The following is an 18,999-nucleotide window of genomic DNA, read 5'->3' on the forward strand; positions in this document are numbered from 1 at the left end:
TCGCCGGGTGCTGGCGCCTCGTCACAGCCGCTTTACCCCCTTGATGCGTCCGGCCCTGGCCGCGCGGGCCCGGGCCGTCTTCACCCGCAGGCCGCCGCGCTGTCTGCCGATGCGCAGGCCGGTGCCGCCGGAGAGCCAGCCGGAGGCGATGTCGGGGCTCTGGGCGGCGGAGTTGGTGTCGGCCAGCGGGTCGTTCTCGGCGCGCCGGGCGAGCGCCATGATGCCGGGGACGACGAAGGGCGCGAGCAGGAGGTCGTACAGGGCGGCCGTGAACAGCAGGCTGGGCAGGCCGACGTGGCGGGCGGCGGTGTCGCCGACGAGGGCGCCGACGCCGGCGTAGAGCAGGGTGGTGCCGACGGCCGCGGCGACGACCACGACCATGGGGCCGGTGGCCGAGCGGAGCCGGCCGTTGTCGGGCTTGGCGAGGCCGGCCAGGTAGCCGATGACGCAGAGCACCAGGGCGTAGCGGCCGGCGGCGTGGTCGGCGGGTGGGGCGAGGTCGGCGAGGAGTCCGGCGCCGAAGCCGACGAGGGCGCCGCCCACGTGGCCGTAGACCAGGGCGAGGCCGAGGACGGTGAGCAGCAGCAGGTCGGGGACGGCGCCGGGCAGGTGGAGGCGGGCGAGGACGCTCACCTGGACCACCAGGGCGACGACGACCAGGGCGACGGACAGCAGGATCCGGTTGACGCGCATGGGGTGAAGGCTCCTACGGTTCGGGCTGCTCGTTCTGCTGCTCTGTCTGGTCGTTCTGGCCGGTCGCGTCGCTCTCGCCGGTCGCGTCGTTCTGCCCCGTCGCGTCGTTCTGCCCGGCCTCGTCGTTCCCGGTCTGGCCCTCGGGGTCGGCTCCCGGGGTGACGGTGACCGTCACGGTCGGCGTGGGCTTCGGCTCGTCCTTCTCCGGGAGCACCGTGTCGCGCGGGTCCTTCTGCGGCGCCTGTACGACGACGCCGACCACGTCGAGCTTGGTGAAGCTGACGAACGGCGTGACCTCGAGGATGCGGGTCAGGTCGCCACCGTTGGGGTCGACGCGGGAGACGGTGCCGACGGGCACACCCGGTACGAACGGCTTGTCGGCCTGGGAGCCGAAGGTGACGAGTCGGTCGCCCTTCTTGACGTCGGCCTTGCCGTTGAGGAGTTCGACGCGGAAGGGGCGGCTGCCCTGCCCGGCGGCGAAGCCGAGTTCGTCACCGGACTCCATCCGGGTGCCGACGGTGAAGTCCGGGTCGTTGGCGAGCAGCACGGTGGCGCTGTTCGGGCCGACGGTGGTCACGCGTCCCACGAGACCGTCGCCGTTGAGGACGGTCATGTCGCGCTTGACGCCGTCGCCCGCGCCGACGTCGATGGTGATGGTCCAGGAGAAGCCCTGGGCCGCTCCTATGGCGATGACCTGGGCACCCTTGATGCCGTACTGGCCGGCGCCGGCCAGGCCGAGCATCTTGTCGAACTGCTTGAGCCGGCTGCGGCCGCGTTCGTCGCTGCCGAGCTTCGCCTTCAGGGCGGCGTTCTGCGTCTGCAGTTCGGCGAGCCGGTCGTGCCGGTCGCCGGAGTCACGGATGGCGGAGACCGCGTTGCCGACCGGATCGACCGCGGACGACACGCCGTTCTCGATCGGACCGAAGACGTTGGCCGCGGCCTGCCGGGCACCGTCGACCGGTGAGTCCTCCCCGCCGCGGATGTCCACCGTGATCAGCGCGAACGCGATGGCGATCAGCAGCACCAGGAGCAGCCGGCTCTCTTTCGTGTCCCTCACGTGCGGCGGCCGTGCCTTCCTCGTCGAATTCGGGAATCTCGGAATGTACGTGGCGGTGTTCAGGAATTCAGCTGATTCGGTACTTCGGGTACTTCGGGTACTTCAGGCACTTCGGGTGTGTGAGGTACGTCCGGTACCGGAACCCTCTATATCAACGATCCGCCGCACGAGAGGAGATCGTCTCGTACGGCGGAACCGAAGTGTTACGTCATCTGCGGGGTGAGGCGTCCAGCACCTGCTGGAGGGCCTCGAACTCCTCGACGCACTTGCCGCTGCCGAGCGCCACGCTGTCCAGCGGGTCCTCGGCGATGTGGATCGGCATTCCGGTCTCCCGGCGCAGCCGTTCGTCGAGCCCGCGCAGCAGCGCGCCGCCGCCCGTCAGGACGATGCCCCGGTCCATGATGTCGCCGGACAGCTCCGGCGGACACTTGTCGAGGGTCGTCTTGACGGCGTCGACGATCGCGTTGACCGGCTCCTCGATCGCCTTGCGCACTTCGGCGGCGGAGATGACGACGGTCTTGGGCAGCCCGGAGACGAGGTCCCGGCCGCGGATTTCGGTGTGCTCGTCGGAGTCGAGGTCGTACGCCGAACCGACCGTGATCTTGATCTGTTCGGCTGTGCGCTCGCCCAGCAGAAGGCTGTACTCCTTCTTCACGTGCTGGATGATCGCGTTGTCCAGCTCGTCACCCGCGACGCGGATGGACTGGGCCGTGACGATGCCGCCGAGCGAGATGACCGCGACCTCCGTGGTGCCGCCGCCGATGTCCACCACCATGTTGCCCGTGGCCTCGTGGACCGGCAGGCCGGAACCGATGGCCGCGGCCATGGGCTCCTCGATGATGTGCACCTGTCGGGCGCCGGCCTGGGACGACGCCTCGATGACGGCGCGGCGCTCGACGCCGGTGATGCCCGAGGGCACACAGACGACGACCCGCGGACGAGCCAGATACCGGCGCTTGTGGATCTTCAGGATGAAGTAGCGCAGCATCCGCTCGGTGATCTCGAAGTCGGCGATCACGCCGTCCTTCAGCGGGCGCACGGCAACGATGTTGCCCGGTGTGCGCCCGATCATCTTCTTCGCTTCGGCGCCGACCGCGAGGATGCCACCGGTGTTGGTGTTGATCGCGACGACGGACGGCTCGTTGAGTACGATCCCGCGACCCCTGACGTACACCAGCGTGTTGGCGGTCCCGAGGTCGACAGCCATGTCACGGCCGATGAACGACATTGAGTTCCCCATCAGGATTCGACTGGCCTTCCCAGGAGCTTTTGAGGGCTTTTCAGGTAGGCGAAGTGGGTGCAGTGACGCGTGGAGGCTTCCATCGTAGACGCGCTTTCGCGAACACTGCGCGAGGGTCTTCGCCATTGTCAGCAGATGGCGCACCGCCTCGCTTGTGGAGACGGGCCAACGGTGGGATCCGTTCCCCCGATCAGGCGCGCATATGCCACAGGGCGGCCGCTTTTACGCGACCGCCCCGGCTCCGCCTGACCCATCCGGCTGACGTGGTGTCAGAAAAAAGCCTCTTCGGCGTGTCCCGAAGAAGGCTCAGACCCGGCCCGGGAAGAAGATCTTCAGCTCGCGCTCGGCGGACTCCTCGGAGTCGGAGGCGTGGATCAGGTTCTCGCGGACGATCACACCGTAGTCCCCGCGGATGGAGCCGGGGGCGGCGGCGATCGGGTCGGTCGGGCCGGCCAGCGCGCGCACGCCCTCGATGACCCGCTCGCCCTCGACGACCAGGGCGACGACCGGACCGGACGCCATGAACTCCACGAGCGGCTCGTAGAAGGGCTTGCCCTTGTGCTCGCCGTAGTGCTGCTCCAGCGTCTCGGTGTCCAGGGTGCGCAGTTCCAGCGCGGTGATCTGCCAGCCGGCCTTGCGCTCGATACGGCTGATGATCTCGCCGGTCAGGCCACGACGGACGGCGTCGGGCTTGAGGAGGACGAGGCTGCGCTGGGTCACGAGGGGCTCCCTTGGAGATGTGCGGTTGTGCGGGTGATGACTGAGGTTACCGGGCGTGTCGCGGCGCCCGTCACGCAGCGTCAGGCATACCGGGCCCGCCAACCCCGTCGGCCACGGCCGGGCACGTCAGGCGGCGTCGGCCGCCGAGGCCTCGGCCTGCGCGGCGAACCTCGCCTTCGCCTCGTCGATCTTCCGCCCGTAGTGCACGGAGGCCCACCACAGGGCGGCGAAGACCGCGCCCAGGAAGAACATGGTCGGCACGACGAAGCCGGAGGCGATGAGCACGACCTGGAGCGCCCAGCCGAGCGCGATACCGCCGGGCCGGGTGATCATCCCGCACAGCAGCACGCACAGGAGCATGGCGATGCCGCTGACCGCCCACACCGTCCCCGCGGACAGGTCGGGGTCCTTCATGGCGACCAGTCCGGCGAAGCCGATCACGAAGAACTCGCCGATCAGAGTCGAAGCACAGAGCGTACGCACGGTTTCTCAGCCCTTCCCCAGGAGCAGTCGGGCCTCGCCGACGGTGATGACGGAACCGGTGACGAGCACACCGCCGCCGGCGAACTCGCCCTCCTCCTCGGCCAGCGTGATCGCGGCCTCCAGGGCGTCCGGCAGCCGCGGCTCGACCTGGACGCGGTCCTCGCCGAACACCTCCACGGCGATACCGGCCAGCTCGTCGGCGTCCATCGCGCGGTGGCTGGAGTTCTGGGTGACGACGATCTCGGCGAAGACCGGCTCGAAGGCCTCGAGCAGCCCCCGTACGTTCTTGTCGCCGCTGGCGCCGACGACCCCGATGAGCCGGCTGAACTGGAATGCCTCCCCGACCGCCTCGGCGGTGACCCGGGCACCGGCCGGATTGTGCGCGGCGTCCAGCACCACGGTCGGCGAACGCCGCACCACTTCCATCCGCCCCGGTGAGGCGACGGCGGCGAAGGCCTTGCGTACGGTGTCGACGTCCAGCGGCTCGGGGCGCTGCGCGCCGACGCCGAAGAACGCCTCGACGGCGGCCAGCGCGACCGCCGCGTTGTGCGCCTGGTGGGCGCCGTGCAGCGGCAGGTAGACCTCGGTGTACTCGCCGCCGAGCCCGCGCAGGGTCACCAGCTGACCGCCGACGGCGACCTCCCGGGCGACGACGCCGAACTCCAGCCCCTCGCGGGCCACGGTGGCGTTCACGTCCACCGCCTTCTTCAGCATCACCTGCGCCGCGTCCACCGGCTGCTGCGCCAGGATCACGGTGGCGTCCTGCTTGACGATGCCGGCCTTCTCGGTCGCGATCTCGCCGGGCGTCTCGCCGAGCCGGTCGGTGTGGTCCAGGTCGATGGGGGTGACGACGGCGACGTCCCCGTCGATGACGTTGGTCGCGTCCCAGGAGCCACCCATCCCGACCTCGACGACGGCCACGTCCACGGGCGCGTCGGCGAAGGCCGCGTACGCCATGCCGGTCAGCACCTCGAAGAACGACAGCCGGTACTCCTGCCGCGCGTCGACCATCTCGACGTACGGCTTGATGTCCTCGTACGTCTCGACGAACCGCTCGGCGGAGATCGGCGCCCCGTCCAGGCTGATGCGCTCGGTGACCGACTGCACGTGCGGCGAGGTGTACCGCCCGGTGCGCAGCTCGAAGGCGCCGAGCAGGGCCTCGATCATGCGGGCGGTGGAGGTCTTGCCGTTGGTCCCCGTGATGTGGATGGAGGGGTACGCGCGCTGCGGCTCGCCCAGCACGTCCATCAGCGCGGCGATCCTGGCGACGGACGGCTCCAGCTTGGTCTCGCCCCAGCGGGACGCCAGCTCCGTCTCGACGGCGCGCAGGGCCGCGTCCACCTCGGGATCCTCGGGGCGCCCGGGGATGTCGGCCTGCGGGGGGCCGCCCTGGGTGCGCAGGGTGCGGCTGCCGGCCTCGATGACGGCGAGGTCGGGGTCGCGGGTGGTCTCCGCGTCGATGATCTCGTCGAAGGAGTCGAGGGGGTCGGGCTGGTCGTTCTGGCCGGGGTTGTCGCTCACGCGGACAGTCTACGTACCCGGCGCTGCGGGCAGTCGTGCCGCTGGGGCGGCACGGGTGGGCGCGGCGGCACCCCGTTCAGCGCCGGGCTGCGCGACTCCCTGCGGGGCGCCAACGGAGTGGGGTGGTTGAGGTCTCGCGGCGAGTGCGGCGCCGTTGTGGTCGGTCGCGCAGTTCCCCGCGCCCCTGGGCAAGTGACGGCCCCCGGCGCCAGCGCGGTACCGGGGGCCGTCTTGACGTAACGGCGTCTACGCCTCCGGCAGCTTCTCCAGCTGGGCGGTAATGCGGGCGATGTCCTCGTCCGCCTTGGCCAGCCGACCCCGGATCTTGTCCACGACGTGGTCCGGCGCCTTCGCGAGGAACGCCTCGTTGCCGAGCTTGGCGTTGGCCTGGGCCTTCTCCTTCTCGGCCGCCGCGAGGTCCTTCGCCAGCCGCTTGCGCTCCGCCGCGAAGTCGATGACCCCGGAGAGGTCGAGGGCCACCTCGACGCCCGCGACCGGCAGCGTCGCCGTCGCGGTGAAGGCGTCGCCCTCCGGCTGGAGGCGGAGCAACTGGCGGACCGCCGCCTCGTGCGCGGCCAGCGCCGTGCCCTCCAGGGTCAGCCGGGCCGGGACCCGCTGGCCGGGCTGGAGACCCTGGTCGGCGCGGAAGCGGCGGACCTCGGTGATCACCGACTGGACGGTCCCGATCTCCCGCTCCGCGTCCGCGTCCCGGAAGCCCCCCGGGGCGTCAGCCCCGGGAACAGACACAGCGGACGGCCAGGAGGCGATGACGACCGACTCACCACCGGTGAGGGTGGTCCACAGGGTCTCCGTGACGAAGGGAACGACCGGGTGCAGCAGCCGCAGCGTGACGTCGAGGACCTCACCGAGGACGCGCTTGGAGACCTCGGCCGCCTCGCCGCCCGCCTGGAAGGTGGTCTTGGACAGCTCGACGTACCAGTCGAAGACCTCGTCCCACGCGAAGTGGAACAGGGCGTCGGACAGCTTCGCGAACTGGTAGTCCTCGTAGTACGCGTCGACCTCGGCGACGACCGAGTTGAGCCTGGAGAGGATCCAGCGGTCGGTCGAGGACATCCTCGACGCGTCCGGCAGCGGGCCCTCCACCGTCGCGCCGTTCATCAGCGCGAAGCGGGTGGCGTTCCAGATCTTGTTGGCGAAGTTCCGCGAGCCCTGGACCCAGTCCTCGCCGATCGGGACGTCGACGCCCGGGTTGGCGCCGCGCGCGAGGGTGAAGCGCAGGGCGTCCGAGCCGTACTTGTCCATCCAGTCCAGCGGGTTCACGACGTTCCCGAAGGACTTGGACATCTTCTTGCCGTTCTGGTCACGGACCATGCCGTGCAGGGCGATGGTGTGGAACGGCGGGGTGCCGTCCATCGCGTAGAGGCCGAACATCATCATCCGGGCGACCCAGAAGAAGAGGATGTCGTAGCCGGTGACCAGGACGGAGTTCGGGTAGAACTTCGCGAGCGACTCGGTCTGCTCGGGCCAGCCGAGCGTGGAGAACGGCCACAGGCCGGAGGAGAACCAGGTGTCCAGGACGTCGGAGTCCTGGTGCCAGCCCTCGCCGCTCGGCGGCTCCTCGTCGGGGCCGACGCAGACGACCTCGCCCTCGGGGCCGTACCAGACCGGGATGCGGTGGCCCCACCACAGCTGGCGCGAGATGCACCAGTCGTGGAGGTTGTCGACCCAGTCGAAGTACCGCTTCTCCATCTCCTGCGGGTGGATCTTGACCTTGCCGTCGCGGACCGCGTCACCGGCGGCCTTGGCCAGCGGGCCGACCTTGACCCACCACTGCATGGACAGGCGCGGCTCGACGGTGGTCTTGCAGCGCGAGCAGTGGCCGACGCTGTGGACGTAGGGCCGCTTCTCGGCGACGATCCGGCCCTCGGCACGCAGCGCGGCGACGATGGCGGAACGGGCCTCCAGCCGGTCCAGGCCCTGGAAGGGGCCGTGGGCGGTGATGACGGCGTGCTCGTCCATGACCGCGACGGCGGGCAGGTCGTGGCGCCGGCCGATCTCGAAGTCGTTCGGGTCGTGGGCGGGCGTCACCTTGACGGCGCCGGTGCCGAACTCGGGGTCGACGTGCTCGTCGGCGACGACCGGGATGGAACGCTCGGTCAGCGGCAGCTTGATGAGCTTGCCGACCAGGTGCTTGTAGCGCTCGTCCTCGGGGTGGACGGCGACGGCCGTGTCGCCGAGCATCGTCTCCGCGCGGGTGGTGGCGACGACGATCGTCTCGTCCCCGTCTCCGTACTTCATGGAGACCAGCTCGCCGTCGTCGTCCTGGTACTCGACCTCGATGTCGGAGATCGCGGTCAGGCAGCGCGGGCACCAGTTGATGATGCGCTCGGCGCGGTAGATCAGCTCGTCGTCGTAGAGCTTCTTGAAGATGGTCTGGACGGCCTGGGACAGGCCCTCGTCCATGGTGAAGCGCTCACGCGACCAGGCGACGGCGTCGCCGAGGCGGCGCATCTGCCCGCTGATCTGCCCGCCGGACTCGCTCTTCCACTGCCAGACGCGCTCGACGAAGGCCTCGCGGCCGAGGTCGTGCCGGGACTTGCCCTCCTTGCCCAGCTCCCGCTCGACGACGTTCTGCGTGGCGATGCCGGCGTGGTCCATGCCGGGCTGCCACAGCGTCTCGAAGCCCTGCATGCGCTTGCGGCGGGTCAGGGCGTCGATGAGCGTGTGCTCGAAGGCGTGCCCGAGGTGCAGGCTGCCCGTGACGTTCGGCGGCGGGATGACGACGGTGTACGGCGGCTTCTCGCTCTTCGCGTCCGCCTCGAAGTAACCCCGTTCTACCCAGCGCTCGTACAGCTGCCCCTCTACATCGGCCGGCGTGTACTGGGTCGGCAGATCGGTGGTGGGCGCTGGCTGCGGCTGCTGAGAGTTCTCGGTCACGGGGGCAGTTTACGGGCGTCACGGCCCTGTCCCGAAACCCGTTTCGTTTGTAACGGTGCGGCCCCCGGTGACCTGCGCACGCCAGGTCTGAGTCAGGATGTCAGAACCACGTAAGCATCTGGAGGGGAACCCAGTAATGAGTCACAACCAGCCGGGCCCGTACGGCGGGCAGCCCCAGCAGCCCGGACCGTACGGCCAGCCGGGACCGTACGGCCAGCAGCCGCCGCAGGCCCCCCAGCCCGGCTACGGCTACCCCCAGCAGACGCCTCCCCCGCAGCAGCCGGGCTACGGCTACCCGCAGCAGCCCCAGCAGGGCGGCGTCCCGCCGCAGACTCCCCCGTACGGCCAGCAGCCTCCCTACGGCCAGCAGCCCCCGTACGGTCAGCAGCCTCCCGGTCAGCCGCCCTACGGCATGCCGCAGCCTCCTGCGCCGGGCGGCGGCAAGAAGAAGACCGGGCTGATCATCGGCGCGGTGGCGGTCGTGGCGGCGATCGGTGTGGGCGCGTACTTCGTGCTGGGCGGCAGCGGCAGTGACAGCGCCGGCGGGGTGGAGGACGACGGTCCGCACAAGCTGACGACGCCGGCGACGGTCCTCACCGACTACAAGCGCGCCAGCGAAGAGGGCGCCGAGACCGACAAGGACACGGTCGAGGACCTGAAGAAGAGCGGGGTCGAGGACGGCACGAGCGTGACCGGCTTCTACACCACCGCCGACCTGACCGGTTACGACCCCTCCGACCCGAGCACCGCTCCCGACCCGAGCGAGATGGCGACGGCCAAGGGCATCACCTACATCGGTGCCTACGGGAAGATCTCCGAACCGGAGGTCGTGCTCGACAAGTTCTTCGCCGAGTTCAAGAAGGAGTCCGAGAAGAACGCGTCCTCGTCGTCCGAGTCCGGCGGTGGCGGCAAGGTCGTGGGCGAGCCCGAGTCGGTCGACATCGACGGCGCGGTCATGAAGTGCCAGGGCGTCGAGGGCAAGAACCCGGTCACCAAGAAGGACAAGACCGACTGGATCTGCGCCTGGGCCGACAACAGCACGATCGCCCTGGTCTCCCCCGGTGACGCCACCAAGGGTGTGACGAAGGACGTCGCCGTCGACGTGACGACCAAGCTCCGCAAGGAGATCCGCGTCAAGGCCTGAGCCGGGCGGACATGTGAAGGGGCCCCGGTCGGGAGTCGACCGGGGCCCCTTCACATGTCCGTAACGCGGTTACGCCGTCTTCTGCTCGCCCGGGCCGCGGCCCCGCGAATCCCTGGGGATCAGCGTCGGGTTGACGTTGGAGAGGACCACGTCGGCGGTGATGACGACGCGGGCGACGTCCTTGCGGGAGGGGACCTCGTACATGACGCCCTGGAGGACTTCCTCCATGATGGCGCGCAGGCCGCGGGCGCCGGTCTGGCGGAGGATGGCCTGGTCGGCGATGGCCTCCAGGGCCTCGCGCTCGAAGTCCAGCTCGACGCCGTCGAGTTCGAAGAGGCGCTCGTACTGCTTGACGAGGGCGTTGCGCGGCTCGACCAGGATCTGGAGGAGCGCCTCGCGGTCGAGGTTGTGCACCGAGGTGATGACGGGCAGCCGGCCGATGAACTCGGGGATCATGCCGAACTTGACCAGGTCCTCGGGCATGACCTGCTCGAACTGGTCCTTGGACTCGATCTCCCGCTTGGAGCGGATCGTCGCGCCGAAGCCGATGCCCTTGGCGCCGGCCCGGCCCTCGATGATCTTCTCCAGGCCCGAGAAGGCACCGCCCACGATGAACAGGACGTTCGTCGTGTCGATCTGGATGAACTCCTGGTGCGGGTGCTTGCGTCCGCCCTGCGGCGGGACGGAGGCGGTGGTGCCCTCGAGGATCTTCAGCAGGGCCTGCTGGACGCCCTCGCCCGACACGTCGCGGGTGATGGAGGGGTTCTCGCTCTTCCTCGCGACCTTGTCGATCTCGTCGATGTAGATGATCCCGGTCTCGGCCTTCTTGACGTCGTAGTCCGCCGCCTGGATCAGCTTGAGCAGGATGTTCTCGACGTCCTCGCCGACGTACCCCGCCTCGGTGAGCGCGGTGGCGTCGGCGATGGCGAAGGGGACGTTCAGCATGCGGGCCAGGGTCTGGGCGAGGAGGGTCTTGCCGGAGCCCGTGGGGCCCAGCAGGAGGATGTTGGACTTCGCCAACTCGATGGCGTCCTCGCGGCCTTGGGCGCCGCCGTTCTCGCCCGCCTGGACCCGCTTGTAGTGGTTGTAGACCGCGACGGAGAGGGCCTTCTTGGCCGACTCCTGGCCGACCACGTAGCCCTCGAGGAACTCGTAGATCTCGCGGGGCTTGGGGAGTTCCTCCCAGCGCACCTCGCTGGTCTCGGCCAGCTCTTCCTCGATGATCTCGTTGCAGAGGTCGATGCACTCGTCGCAGATGTACACACCGGGCCCTGCGATGAGCTTCTTGACCTGCTTCTGGCTCTTTCCGCAGAACGAGCACTTGAGCAGATCGCCGCCGTCACCGATGCGTGCCACGGTGTGCTTCCCCTTCGCCTGGGAGACGCCCAGCCGTCGACGTCACGTCAACGGCCGGCGGACTCCTGGTGCTGCCTTATGTCCGACGGTACCTTGCCGGGCCCCTCGTCCGGGCCCCCCTTGGCACGGTTCGCTTTGACGTGAACCGCGTCAAACCGTGCCAAGGAGCGGCAGACGATACAGCCTCCCGCCTAGCGGAGAGAGGAGTTGTCCATCTTCCGGGTGGTGATGATCTGGTCGATGAGGCCGTAGCTCAGCGCGTCCTCGGCCGTGAGGATCTTGTCGCGCTCGATGTCCTCGCGGATCTTCTCGACCGGCGTGGTGGAGTGCTTGGCCAGCATCTCCTCCAGCTGCGAGCGCATCCGGAGGATCTCGTTGGCGGCGATCTCCAGGTCGGAGACCTGTCCACGGCCGGTCTCGCTGTACGGCTGGTGGATCAGCACGCGGGCGTTCGGCAGCGCCATGCGCTTGCCGGGCGTACCGGCGGCCAGCAGGACGGCCGCGGCGGAGGCGGCCTGGCCCATGCAGACCGTCTGGATGTCGGGCTTCACGTACTGCATCGTGTCGTAGATGGCCGTGAGCGCCGTGAAGGAGCCGCCGGGGCTGTTGATGTAGACCGAGATGTCCCGGTCGGGGTCCATCGACTCCAGGCACAGCAGCTGCGCCATGACGTCGTTGGCGGAGGCGTCGTCGATCTGGACGCCCAGGAAGATCACGCGCTCCTCGAAGAGCTTCGCGTACGGGTCGTACTCGCGCACGCCCTGCGAGGTGCGCTCGACGAAGCGCGGGATCACGTAGCGGGACTCGGCGGAGGGGCCGGTGTAGCGGCCCTGGGAGGCGGCGGCGCGCATGTCCTGTGTGGCGTTCGCGCGGTCGTACAGGCCGCTGCCGGGGAAGTCGTTCACAGTGTCTCCTGGAAAGGGGCTGAGGCGGTCTCGGGGCTGGCTGGGGTGCCGCTGGGACCCCGCTGGGGCCCGCGGAGGGCTCAGGCCCCGGTGCCGCCGCCGCCCGGCATGCCGGCGGCCGTCGTCATCACGTCGTCGATGAGGCCGTACTCCTTGGCCTCGAAGGCGTCGAACCAGCGGTCGCGGTCCGAGTCGCGGGTGATCTGCTCGATCGTCTGGCCGGTGTGCTGGGAGGTCAGCTCGGCCATGCGCTTCTTGGTGTGCAGCAGCCGCTCGGCGTGGATCTTGATGTCCGACGCGGAGCCGGCCAGGCCGGCCGAGGGCTGGTGGATCAGGATCTCGGCGTTCGGCAGCGCGAAGCGCTTGCCGGGGGTGCCCGCGCTGAGCAGGAACTGGCCCATGGAGGCCGCCAGGCCCATGGCGATGGTCACCACGTCGTTCTTGATGTACTGCATGGTGTCGTAGATCGCCATGCCGGCCGTGATCGAGCCGCCGGGGCTGTTGATGTACAGGTAGATGTCCTTCTCCGGATCGGAGGCAAGGAGCAGCAGCTGTGCGGTGATCTTGTTGGCGATGTCGTCGTCGACCGGCTGGCCGAGGAAGATGATCCGCTCGCCGAGCAGCCGGTTGTAGACCTGGTCGCCGAGGCCACCACCGATGGAGGGCTCGCCGGCGGCTGAGGGCATCAGATTCGTCACGTATCCACCTGCTCGTCTTACGACGGCGCCGGGCCGTCTCACGTTTCCCTGCGGGGCTGGAGCCGCTTTCGGGGACTCCCCTGCCCTCGTATTCATGGACCCTAACGCGGTGACCCTGCGGTGCCATCCCGGTTCTGCGGGTGTTCGCTGTGAGCGCATGTCGCTGCGCAGGGTGAGCACGGGGGCGGCGCGCCCGGGGGCGGCGTCCCGCCGTACGACGAACGGGCCCCGGTGTTGATTCCGGGGCCCGTCGTACGTCCGTCAGATCAGAGGTGACGCGAGGGTCAGCCCTCGGTCTTCTCCTCTGCCTCGTCCTCGGTCTTGTCCTCGGCCTTGTCGTCACCGGACTCGGTGGACTCGGCGGCGGCCTCGGCGGCCTCCGTCTCCTCGTCCTCCTCGTCGTCGAGGTCGACGACCTCGCCGTTGGTGTCCTTGACCGTGGCCTTCTCGACCACGGAGGCCAGGGCCTTGCCGCGGGCGACCTCGCCGACGAGGAGCGGGACCTGGCCCTGCTCGACGACGGCCTGGGCGAACTGGTCGGGGGACATGCCGGAGGAGGCGGCGCGGCGCATGAGGTGCTCGGTCAGCTCTTCCTGGCTGACGTTGTGCTTCTCCTGCTTGACCAGCTCGTCGAGGACGAACTGGGTCTTGATGCCCTTGACCGCGGCCTCGCGGGTCTCGGTCTCGAACTCCTCGGCGGTCTTGCCCTGGAGCTCGAGGTACTTCTCGAGGTCGAGACCCATCTGGCCGAGCTGGTGGTGCTCGAGGTTGTGCTTACGGGTGTTGATCTCGTCCTCGAGGAGCTTCTCGGGGACCGGGACCTCGACCAGCTCGAGCAGCTTGTCCAGGACGCGCTCCTGGGCCTGCGTGGCCTGGTCGTACTGCTTCATGTTGGCGAGGCGCTTGCGGCTGTCGGCCTGCAGCTCCTCCAGGGTGTCGAACTCCGACGCGAGCTGCGCGAAGTCGTCGTCCAGCTCGGGCAGCTCGCGCGCGGCGACCTGGCTGACCTTGACGGTCACCTCGGCCTCCTTGCCGGCCGCCGAGCCGCCCTTGAGCTCGGAGGCGAAGGTGGCCTCGCCACCGGCCGCCAGGCCCTTGACGGCCTCGTCGATGCCGTCCAGCAGCTCGCCGGAGCCGACGGTGTAGGACACGCCGTCGGCGACGCCGTCCTCGAGGACCTCGCCGTCGACCTTGGCCTCCAGGTCGAGGGTGAGGACGTCGCCGTCCTCGGCGGCGCGCTCGACCGGGGAGGTCGAGGCGAAGCGCTCACGCAGCTGCTCCACCGACTTCTCGACGTCCTCGTCGCTGATCTCGACGGCGTCGACCTCGACCTCGATGCCGGAGTAGTCCGGGATCTCGATGGTCGGGCGGATGTCGACCTCGGCGGTGAAGTTCAGCGTCTCGCCGTCCTTCAGCTCCGTGATGTCGACCTCGGGCTGGCCGAGCGGGTTCAGCTCGGCCTCGTTGACCGCGTCGGTGTAGAACTTGGGAAGCGCGTCGTTGACCGCCTCCTCCAGAACCGCACCGCGGCCGAACCGCTGGTCGATGACCCGGGCCGGGATCTTGCCCTTGCGGAAGCCCTTCACCGTGACCTGCTGGTTGATCTTCTTGTACGCCGCGTCGAGGCTGTCCTTGAGCTCCTCGAAGGGCACCTCGACAGTGAGCCGAACCCGGGTCGGGTTCAGGGTCTCCACGGCGCTCTTCACGGTTCGGTCTCCTTGGTGGCTGACTTCTTTGGGTTCCGCCGGATCCAGAGCGGATGTCCGGCGGATTTCGCCGCCCGGAGACTTCATACGCTGAGACACACGGGCGTGCAGCTTGCATAGTAACGGCAGCGACTACACGGCCCAAAAGGCGATCACTCGTGCCCGTCCGAGGAGATCGGCCGACGGCGGCCGACGACGGTCGCGCTGAAGGCCGCGGCGATGGCCGCGGTGATGATCGGCGGTGGTCGGTGGTGGTCGGGGTGGCGGGATTTGAACCCACGGCCTTCCGCTCCCAAAGCGGACGCGCTACCAAGCTGCGCCACACCCCGTCTGGTGCGACACGTAGGGTACATGCCGCCAGGCACCGGGGACCTCAGGGTTTCCCGAGCGTCGGTGAAGGTCCGGCGCGGACCGGAAGGGGTGTGCGGTGAGGGGTGACGACCCGCTACGATGCTCCAGTGCCGCGGTCACCGACCTCGCGGCGCGCGCTGTGCGGGCGTAGCTCAATGGTAGAGCCCCAGTCTTCCAAACTGGCTACGCGGGTTCGATTCCCGTCGCCCGCTCCGAGAGGCCTCCGGCCCGGTCCCCCAGGGGATCGGGCCGGAGGCCTTTGTGCGGTCCGGGCAGGCCTCCCGAGGGGGCCCGCCCGGCAGCGCTAGAACTGGATGGAGTTGAGCGTCTCCGCTATCGAGTCCAGGAACCGCTGGATGTCGTCGGCCATGCCGGTCGAGGCCAGGAAGAAGCCGAAGAGGACCGCGACGACCGCCGGCCCCGCCTTGATGGAGCCTCCCCGCAGCAGCACCACCAGGATGATTGCCAACAGCAGCACCACTGACAGTGAAATGGCCACAACTGATCACACCCTCGGTCGGTCCGCTCTCCCGGCCCGGAGGTGCGACGCCGCGCACCCCCGCCAGAACCATCGTGCCACCAACCGGGCCCCGCTATGCGGCGGGTGACACATCGTCCGGCTGGATCCCCGGACGTCACGCTCCCCCACGCACGCGGGCGTACCCCACCATCGCATCCCGTACAGAAATTCGAAAGGTCACCCGTGCGGGGAATTCCGGCCACTTCGTTTCCATGCCCACACAACGCGTTCGCAGCTATTTCGAATTGTCGCGGCGGCCACATCCACGGATACCCCGGCAGGCCCATCACAGGGAGATCACAGGATCACCCCGCACCCCCGCAAGCGCATCGAAGCGGACATTCCAGTGGAGTCGCCCGCCGGTCTTATGCGCCGTTTAGTCAGGACGAGTCAGGACAAGTGGGGTGCTCTAGACGGCCCTTCGGCGTGTGAGGGCCCCCGGGATGTGTGGGGGGCGCCACTCGCCCGCAGAGGCACGTACCCGAAATGCACGGGGGTACTCGCAACGCACTCAGGGGGCGAATACAGGAATGACGTCGAGGGTTTTACGGAATCGCGCGGGGAACGCTATGGTGCCTCAGATGTTCTACGCTGCCTCGTCCCCCACCAGAGCAGCGAGGTCCTGTGACCACTCGCCGAGTTTTCGGCGGGGGGTTGCATGACTAGCTCGCTGCGACCGCACGGCGACCGGAAATCGCCGTCCCCGCCGGACCAGCAGACACAGCGGACCCAGCCGAGTCGGCAGCGCGACGCGTTCTTCGACAACGCCAAGTACCTGGCGATCGTGCTGGTCGGTGTCGGTCACGCCTGGGGACAGATCCTGGACGGGAACCGGACCGTGGAGACCCTCTACCGGGTCCTGTACACGTTCCACATGCCGGCGTTCATCATCGTCTCCGGCTACTTCTCGCGCAGTTTCGATCTGAGCCCCAAGCGCGTCAAACGGCTGATCACCGGCGTCGCCGTCCCCTACCTCGTCTTCGAGGTCGCCTACACGCTGCACCGCCGCGCCAGCGAGGACCCGCAGAGCGACTTCAGCCTGCTGGACCCCACCTATCTTCTGTGGTTCCTGTGCGCGCTGTTCGTCTGGCGGCTGACCACCCCCATCTGGCAGACGGTCCGTTGGCCGCTCCCGATCGCCCTGGGCATCGCCGCGCTGGCCTCCGTGACGCCCAGCGTCGGCAACGACCTGAACATGCAGCGGGTGCTGCAGTTCCTGCCGTGCTTCGTGCTGGGCCTGGTGCTGCGCCCCGAGCACTTCCAGCTGGTGCGGCGCCGCTCGGTGCGGATCCTGTCCGTGCCGGTGGTCGCGGCGGCGCTGGTGATCGCCTGGTGGTCGGTGCCGCGCATGGAGACCGGCTGGTTCTACCGCAACGCCGCCGTGCAGGGTACGGGCGCCCCGTGGTGGTCCGGGCCGGTGGTGACGCTCGCGCTCTTCGGCTGCTCGGTGGTGCTGTCGGCGTGCTTCTTCGCCTGGGTGCCCGGCCGGCGCATGTGGTTCACGGCGCTGGGCGCCGGCACGATCTACGGCTACCTGCTGCACGGCTTCCTGGTGAAGGAGGGCACCTTCACCGGCTGGTTCCAGCACCCCGCGCTGGACCGGCCGCTCGGCGAGATCGGACTCACCGTCCTCGGTGCCACCGTCATCACCCTGCTGTGCACCAAGCCCGTCCAGCGGGTCCTGCGCTGCGTCGTGGAACCGAGGATGGAGTGGGCCTTCACCCGCGATCCCGGCGAGGCCGCCCGGGGCCGCGAGAAGCGGGAGGGGACGCAGGCGCGCGAGACGTCCACCGCACCCGCCGCGGCCGCTGCGTCCACCGCGCCCGCCGCGCCGAACGGCAGCGGCGAGAAGGCCTCCGTCTAGGTCTCCGGCCGGCGATCACCCCAGACCGAGAAGTGCGCGCATCCGCGTGTACTTCTCGGTCAGTCGTGTGCGGGTGGCCCCGTCGAGGACGGCGAGCCGCGCGGGGTCGGCGTTGTGCGCCAGGTCCGCCTCCTTGACCAGCACCGCACCGGGGGTGGCGAGGATCCGCGCGGCGTACGTCTCGGGCGGCTCCCCCGCGCGCTTGGTGAGGGCGAGGACGATGTCCTTGGTACGGCGGCTCAGCGCGGCCTCGTACAGCCACCGTTCGGACAGCGCGTCGTCCTCGACGGCGTCGTGCAGCCAGGCCGCCGCGATCTGCTCGTCGTCCCCGCCGCGCCGCCGCACGCCCTCGGCGACGGCCCTCAGGTGCTCGGCGTACGGCCGGCCCGCCTTGTCGGTCTGTCCGGCGTGGGCGGCGCGGGCGGTGGCCTCGACCTCGGCGAGGGAGAGCGGCGGGGTCGGTGACGGGAGGCGGGACGCGGAGGAGTCCTGGGACATGCACCCAGTGTGTCAGTGCGCCGCCGAGGCGGAGTCGGTCGTCGACTCGGGGTGGGCGGTCGACGCGGAGTGGGCCGTCGGGCCCTCCCGGCAGATCAGCAGCAGCGCCCGGTCGTCGTTGACGTCCTTGGCCACCGCCTCGATCAGATGCCAGGCGGCGCCGTGGAAACCGCCGGCGACGTAGCGGTCGGCCTCGCCGGTGAGGCGGTCGATGCCCTCGGCGATGTCCCGCTCGGAGGTCTCCACCAGTCCGTCCGTGAACACCATCAGCACGTCCCCGGGACGCAGTGAGCCCTTCACCGGGTCGAACTGCGCACCGTCGTACACGCCGAGGAGCGGTCCCTCGGCCGACTTCTCCTCCCAGCGGCCGGTGCCCGCGCTGAGCTGGAGGCCGGGCGGGTGTCCGGCGGAGTACAGCTCGTAGTCGCCGGAGTCGAGGTCCAGGACGAGGTGGATGGAGGTGGCGAAGCCCTCGTCCCAGTCCTGGCGGAGCAGATAGCCGTTGGCGGCCGGCAGGAAGGAGTGCGGGGGCAGGCTGCCCAGCAGTCCGCCGAAGGCGCCCGACAGCAGCAGCGCGCGCGAGGCCGCGTCCATGCCCTTGCCGGAGACGTCGGTGAGGACCACCTCCAGCGTCCGGCCGCCGTTCGTACGGGCCGCGACGACGAAGTCGCCGGAGAAGGACTGGCCGCCGGCCGGGCGCAGCGCCATCTCCCGGTGCCAGCCGCGCGGCAGCTGGGGGAGCTTGCTCTGCACGCGGATGCGTTCGCGCAGGTCGAAGAGCATGGTGCCGCCGCGCCGCCAGGGCACGCCGACCCGGCTGCGGAACTGGGCGACCAGGAGGCCGAAGAATCCGCAGGCCGCGACGACCAGGACCACGCCGGGGGTGACCCTGGAGGGGCCCTCGGTGTACGGGCCCAGTTGCACGGACTCCACGATCAGCGCGGTGGCCGCCGCCGCGTACAGGCCGAGCAGGCTCGCCGGGCGCAGCAGCAGGCCGCCCGCGACGATGGGGATGACCAGAGCGGAGGGTGAGCACCACACGGAGTTCGCCATCGTGGTGGCCGCGATGACGGGGATCGTCAGCAGGAGTCCGGCGAGCGCGATCCAGTCCGAGCCGTCGCCGCGGAAGTAGTCGACGGCGGATCGGCGCACGCCGACGCGGGCCCGGTGCCACTGCTTCTTCCACCGGGCCGTGAACGTGTCGGCTTCCGCGCGCCGCTGTCGTCCTGCTGCCATTAGTTCGGGACCCTATCCATCGGACCGGCCGCTTGGCACGGGAGGTCCCACTTGTCCCCCGTCCGAGGCCCGACTTCACAGTCAACTTCACGAACGGCCTTCGCGCCGC

At 69.6% G+C, this 18,999-nt stretch carries 16 protein-coding genes and 2 tRNA genes; 3 read left to right on the plus strand and 15 right to left on the minus strand.

Annotation, left to right across the window (positions count from 1 at the left end; genetic code table 11):
• Window positions 1-21 precede the first annotated feature (21 nt).
• From mreD to ACGH7X_RS13395, 7 genes are all read right to left on the minus strand, one after another.
• Window positions 22-693, minus strand: a complete 672-nt coding sequence (mreD, locus tag ACGH7X_RS13365; RefSeq protein ID WP_399884981.1) for a rod shape-determining protein MreD — start codon at window positions 691-693, stop codon at window positions 22-24.
• Between the two features lie 13 nt (window positions 694-706).
• Window positions 707-1,750 carry a rod shape-determining protein MreC gene (mreC, locus tag ACGH7X_RS13370; RefSeq protein ID WP_399884983.1) on the minus strand — a complete coding sequence of 348 codons (1,044 nt, stop codon included), beginning with the start codon at window positions 1,748-1,750 and terminating at the stop codon, window positions 707-709.
• Between the two features lie 208 nt (window positions 1,751-1,958).
• Window positions 1,959-2,978 carry a rod shape-determining protein gene (locus ACGH7X_RS13375; RefSeq protein ID WP_115742108.1) on the minus strand — a complete coding sequence of 340 codons (1,020 nt, stop codon included), beginning with the start codon at window positions 2,976-2,978 and terminating at the stop codon, window positions 1,959-1,961.
• 318 nt (window positions 2,979-3,296) lie between these two features.
• Complete coding sequence (gene ndk / locus ACGH7X_RS13380) at window positions 3,297-3,710, minus strand: nucleoside-diphosphate kinase (RefSeq protein WP_399884985.1); 414 nt, start codon at window positions 3,708-3,710, stop codon at window positions 3,297-3,299.
• A gap of 126 nt (window positions 3,711-3,836) precedes the next feature.
• Window positions 3,837-4,193, minus strand: a complete 357-nt coding sequence (locus tag ACGH7X_RS13385) for a DUF4233 domain-containing protein (RefSeq protein ID WP_399884987.1) — start codon at window positions 4,191-4,193, stop codon at window positions 3,837-3,839.
• A 6-nt stretch (window positions 4,194-4,199) separates the two neighbouring features.
• The gene (locus tag ACGH7X_RS13390; RefSeq protein ID WP_399884989.1) at window positions 4,200-5,714 is read right to left on the minus strand and encodes a bifunctional folylpolyglutamate synthase/dihydrofolate synthase; all 1,515 of its coding nucleotides are present in this window, start codon (window positions 5,712-5,714) and stop codon (window positions 4,200-4,202) included.
• Between the two features lie 246 nt (window positions 5,715-5,960).
• Window positions 5,961-8,612 carry a valine--tRNA ligase gene (locus ACGH7X_RS13395; protein WP_399884991.1) on the minus strand — a complete coding sequence of 884 codons (2,652 nt, stop codon included), beginning with the start codon at window positions 8,610-8,612 and terminating at the stop codon, window positions 5,961-5,963.
• Between the two features lie 136 nt (window positions 8,613-8,748).
• On the opposite strand from ACGH7X_RS13395, the gene ACGH7X_RS13400 reads away from it, so the two are divergent.
• The gene (locus tag ACGH7X_RS13400; protein ID WP_399884993.1) at window positions 8,749-9,756 is read left to right on the plus strand and encodes a hypothetical protein; all 1,008 of its coding nucleotides are present in this window, start codon (window positions 8,749-8,751) and stop codon (window positions 9,754-9,756) included.
• A 69-nt stretch (window positions 9,757-9,825) separates the two neighbouring features.
• Here the strand turns inward: ACGH7X_RS13400 and clpX are convergent, their stop codons facing one another.
• The 5 genes from clpX to ACGH7X_RS13425 form a co-directional block, all read right to left on the minus strand.
• Window positions 9,826-11,112: an ATP-dependent Clp protease ATP-binding subunit ClpX gene (gene clpX, locus ACGH7X_RS13405; protein WP_217169954.1), complete on the minus strand. Its 1,287-nt coding sequence runs from the start codon at window positions 11,110-11,112 to the stop codon at window positions 9,826-9,828.
• Between the two features lie 191 nt (window positions 11,113-11,303).
• Window positions 11,304-12,017 (minus strand): ATP-dependent Clp protease proteolytic subunit, encoded by a 714-nt coding sequence (locus ACGH7X_RS13410; protein WP_399884995.1) that lies wholly within the window; start codon window positions 12,015-12,017, stop codon window positions 11,304-11,306.
• Window positions 12,018-12,097: 80 nt separating this feature from the next.
• Window positions 12,098-12,703 (minus strand): ATP-dependent Clp protease proteolytic subunit, encoded by a 606-nt coding sequence (locus ACGH7X_RS13415; RefSeq protein ID WP_393801497.1) that lies wholly within the window; start codon window positions 12,701-12,703, stop codon window positions 12,098-12,100.
• A gap of 296 nt (window positions 12,704-12,999) precedes the next feature.
• A complete protein-coding gene (gene tig, locus ACGH7X_RS13420; RefSeq protein WP_399884997.1) occupies window positions 13,000-14,421 on the minus strand; it encodes a trigger factor in 1,422 nt (473 codons plus the stop codon).
• A 252-nt stretch (window positions 14,422-14,673) separates the two neighbouring features.
• Window positions 14,674-14,750, minus strand: a tRNA-Pro gene (locus tag ACGH7X_RS13425).
• Between the two features lie 163 nt (window positions 14,751-14,913).
• Between ACGH7X_RS13425 and ACGH7X_RS13430 the strand changes: the two genes are divergently transcribed.
• Window positions 14,914-14,984, plus strand: a tRNA-Gly gene (locus tag ACGH7X_RS13430).
• Window positions 14,985-15,076: 92 nt separating this feature from the next.
• Here ACGH7X_RS13430 and ACGH7X_RS13435 read toward each other — a convergent pair.
• Window positions 15,077-15,271: a hypothetical protein gene (locus ACGH7X_RS13435; RefSeq protein WP_217169938.1), complete on the minus strand. Its 195-nt coding sequence runs from the start codon at window positions 15,269-15,271 to the stop codon at window positions 15,077-15,079.
• A 679-nt stretch (window positions 15,272-15,950) separates the two neighbouring features.
• Here ACGH7X_RS13435 and ACGH7X_RS13440 point away from each other — a divergent pair.
• A complete protein-coding gene (locus tag ACGH7X_RS13440) occupies window positions 15,951-17,156 on the plus strand; it encodes an acyltransferase family protein (RefSeq protein WP_399884999.1) in 1,206 nt (401 codons plus the stop codon).
• 15 nt (window positions 17,157-17,171) lie between these two features.
• Here ACGH7X_RS13440 and ACGH7X_RS13445 read toward each other — a convergent pair whose 3' ends face one another.
• Together ACGH7X_RS13445 and ACGH7X_RS13450 are read right to left on the minus strand one after the other, a co-directional pair.
• Window positions 17,172-17,654, minus strand: a complete 483-nt coding sequence (locus ACGH7X_RS13445; protein ID WP_399885001.1) for an HD domain-containing protein — start codon at window positions 17,652-17,654, stop codon at window positions 17,172-17,174.
• Window positions 17,655-17,666: 12 nt separating this feature from the next.
• On the minus strand, window positions 17,667-18,890 hold the full coding sequence (locus ACGH7X_RS13450; protein ID WP_399885003.1) for a PP2C family protein-serine/threonine phosphatase: 1,224 nt from the start codon (window positions 18,888-18,890) through the stop codon (window positions 17,667-17,669).
• Window positions 18,891-18,999: the final 109 nt, after the last annotated feature.

This window comes from Streptomyces sp. BBFR51 (assembly GCF_044591655.1).
In the GTDB taxonomy this organism is placed as follows: domain Bacteria; phylum Actinomycetota; class Actinomycetes; order Streptomycetales; family Streptomycetaceae; genus Streptomyces.